Genomic DNA, 2,845 nt, shown 5'->3' with positions numbered 1-2,845 from the left:
TAACGATGTACGTTCATCTGCCCGAGCGAAGCGAGGGTCGGATGAATGTGTTGTTATAGAGCCAAGTCCTGAAAGAGCTCTGATAAAGCACACCCTCGACGGCCATGCCTGCTTCGAGACGTTCTTCAAACTTCATAATCCAACCGTTTGCGACGGGCTCTGGCGACGAGACTGGCAACCAGCCAAAAGGTAACGCGATCGCTGAGGAATAGCTCTCCCTCGGGGTATGTCCCAAGCGGATCAACCCGCGCGTTATCCGCTTGGGACATACCCCGAGGGTAGCTGAAAACGCATTCAACAACGATCATCCTTGTCTGGTTCTTCGAACCGAATCCCAAACCTGAAAAATACTGTTTATTCGTACAGATCATCGCTGTAGGATTCGGTTAACTGGGAGTTTTTCTGCACCCCAGCCGGGCTTTATAACGCTGAATGTTAAGCGGCGCCTGCGGAGCGCAGCGTAGTAGGCGTCCGGCGGACGGCCGCCAGGCCGGTAGCGAACTTGAATGATTGGTTATACATGAGGCTACCACCCCCACCAATGCCAGACCTTGGCTATACCGCGCCAGACACCACCGAGAATAGACGGAAAAAGTCGTGGAAGCAGCAACGCCAACACAGCAAAAACCAAGATACAGGTAATGAGGTAACGACTGCTGAGAAAGCCATCCCAATAAACGGCAAGCTCCAGATTGACCCAGAGCCAAACGAATGCTGCCGTTGGGATAGAGAAAAACAATGAAGCAAAAAGGCTGATCAACCTTGATTCAATCGGCCCACCTTGGCCGCTATTCCTTGCCATGATCTATGAACATTCCTTGTGTATAACGCTTGGCTTTGCGGCGTGCCGGAGCGCCAGCGCAGGCGCGTCCGACAACAGCCACTTGTTAGCCGGTATTTGATAGGTCAAGCTTGATAATCTTTGGATTATCTTCTCGCATCAAAAATACATTGGCCACGGGCCATTTGTTCCCTTCTAGGCCTGGATAGGATTCGTTTGTACGCACTCCAAACACCCAAATTCCGATTGATTCCAGTTCCTGTATTAGTTGTGAAAGGTCGTACGCCGCATTCACTCTGTCCCCAGCCTCAAGATCTGACCAGATTTCGCCCCAATCTTTGATGGACTGTGCGGCCGAAGCTATCAATTCCGCTTCTTTTTGCGACCTTGGATCATCGTGATTCAGACGATAGGCATAAGCCCCACCCACTATCTCAGCCAACTTGGTGCCGTTCTCTATACGAAAATAAAAAGCGTCCGAATTTTCATCGGAAAAAGCGGAACTATCTTCTTTTATATCTAAATCACTCGTCTTAATTCCAAAGGCTGAAGCAAGTGCTTTTTTAGATTCTAAGGAGATACTTCCGTCTTTTTCGATACGTTGCACGGTTCTCAAACTCAAGTCGGAGGCCACGGCGAGTTCCTCTTGCGACCAAGATTTTTCTGCTCTGAGTTTCTTGACTAGCTCAAGGTTAATTTTCATATTCATCCTGCGCACCTCTCAATTAGTTATGTGACAACTGAATTGTGAGGGACAAACGCTGGTTACATTACGTCATCTGTACGTCACCAAGACGACAGCTTTACGACATCTGGCTAACGCCTGCATCTGCGGCGAAAAACAGTTGGCGGCTTTTGCGCCCGCGCAGCGGAAATGCGCAAAAGGTGACAACTGTTTTTTGTCCGTAGCATGCACTTGTTAGCACGGCGTTGCCAGATTTTTGATTAAAAATACCATGTTGCACCGCCCCACCAATATACAGCGCAATGCTTTGTTTATTCAATGGATTTGATTTTGCTCTTTTTCCCTCACAAAGGCAACCGCCTGGTTAACAATTTCCTTTCACGAAGCCCGGACTGTCCGAAGTTAGATAAACCACTGAATTAAACCGTGAGACCACAACTGAGTTTTGCGGCCTTTGAACTTGGGAATTTGAATAGACACACCCGACGATTTTGAACAGAAACGAAAGACAAACAACTATTTAAAAACACTGAATAATCACTGCGGTTTTATGTGCTAACGCATTGCTCATGGGTCGCTTTTAGTTGGCGCCTTTTGTGCCGCGAAGCTGCGCACAAAAGGTGACAACTAAAAGCGATCCTATGCAGCAACTTGTTATGTTTTATGGCTATAGTACCAAGCCCACGACCCAAATATACCAACGATACTGCAAACTACAAATGTAACAAATGCCACCATAATATCGATACCCTCACCCTCTCCTTTGCCGTTTAAACTATATGATGCTAAAGATAGAAAGAAGAAATACAAAGACTGGATAATTAAAGCTAGTTTAAAACTTTTATTTTGCTTAAAACTCAGTGCAAAAAATAAAACGAATAATGGTGCGATTAAAAATACAAGTAGTATCCCCGTTAACATCGCAACTCCATAAAAATGCTCGCCATACTGCTCAGACGTATTTGGAACTATAAAAAAGGATATACCAGATAGAATGAACAAAACCATAATTGATACTATTGATCCCCTAAACGCAGACCAGAAATGACTACCTATCATACTCGCTTAATCCACTTAGTTGACCAAACATAACGCTGATGGTAACCGGCGCCGGAGCGCAGCGGAGGGAACCAAAAGCTGTAAGCTTTTGGCGTCCGGTTGACCGNCTGGTTAGTGGCCGGTCACCACCAAGGTCTCCCCTGGCAACCAACGCTGAATGCCCTCTCCCGAACAGCTTGCACCAACCCAACGGATGGCGAAAGGAACCAGAGCGCAAACAACGACAACCCGATTACCATTTGAACTGGACGGCCCTGCAACTGGGGCACGCCGCGAATAACCATTCTGCCGATGATGTTGGCAACCAACCCCGACAGCCA

Annotated in this window: 5 protein-coding genes; all 5 read right to left on the bottom strand. The window is 47.2% G+C overall.

Going from position 1 to position 2,845, the window contains the following annotated elements; genetic code table 11:
* Positions 1–526 precede the first annotated feature (526 nt).
* Entirely contained in the window at positions 527–802 is a 276-nt protein-coding gene (locus tag C7H09_RS09365; protein ID WP_106762282.1) for a hypothetical protein, read from the bottom strand.
* 85 nt (positions 803–887) lie between these two features.
* Positions 888–1,490 (bottom strand): helix-turn-helix transcriptional regulator, encoded by a 603-nt coding sequence (locus tag C7H09_RS09360; RefSeq protein ID WP_106762281.1) that lies wholly within the window; start codon positions 1,488–1,490, stop codon positions 888–890.
* 94 nt (positions 1,491–1,584) lie between these two features.
* Entirely contained in the window at positions 1,585–1,785 is a 201-nt protein-coding gene (locus C7H09_RS19755) for a hypothetical protein (protein WP_133166221.1), read from the bottom strand.
* A 335-nt stretch (positions 1,786–2,120) separates the two neighbouring features.
* Positions 2,121–2,525: a hypothetical protein gene (locus C7H09_RS09355; protein ID WP_133166220.1), complete on the bottom strand. Its 405-nt coding sequence runs from the start codon at positions 2,523–2,525 to the stop codon at positions 2,121–2,123.
* Positions 2,526–2,647: 122 nt separating this feature from the next.
* Positions 2,648–2,845 (bottom strand): hypothetical protein (locus C7H09_RS19975; protein ID WP_206074300.1); only part of this gene is annotated, 198 nt, incomplete at its 5' end.

This window comes from Marinobacter fuscus (assembly GCF_003007675.1).
Classification (GTDB): Bacteria; Pseudomonadota; Gammaproteobacteria; order Pseudomonadales; family Oleiphilaceae; genus Marinobacter; species Marinobacter fuscus.
The sequence above is the reverse complement of the archived record's forward strand: the minus strand, read 5'-3'. Positions and strand labels throughout refer to the sequence as shown.

Excerpts from the sequence above, each read along its gene's own strand:
- C7H09_RS09355 (WP_133166220.1), bottom strand. The coding sequence starts at position 2,525 with ATGATAGGTAGTCATTTCTGGTCTGCGTTTAGGGGATCAATAGTATCA.
- C7H09_RS09360 (WP_106762281.1), bottom strand. The coding sequence starts at position 1,490 with ATGAATATGAAAATTAACCTTGAGCTAGTCAAGAAACTCAGAGCAGAA.
- C7H09_RS09365 (WP_106762282.1), bottom strand. The coding sequence starts at position 802 with ATGGCAAGGAATAGCGGCCAAGGTGGGCCGATTGAATCAAGGTTGATC.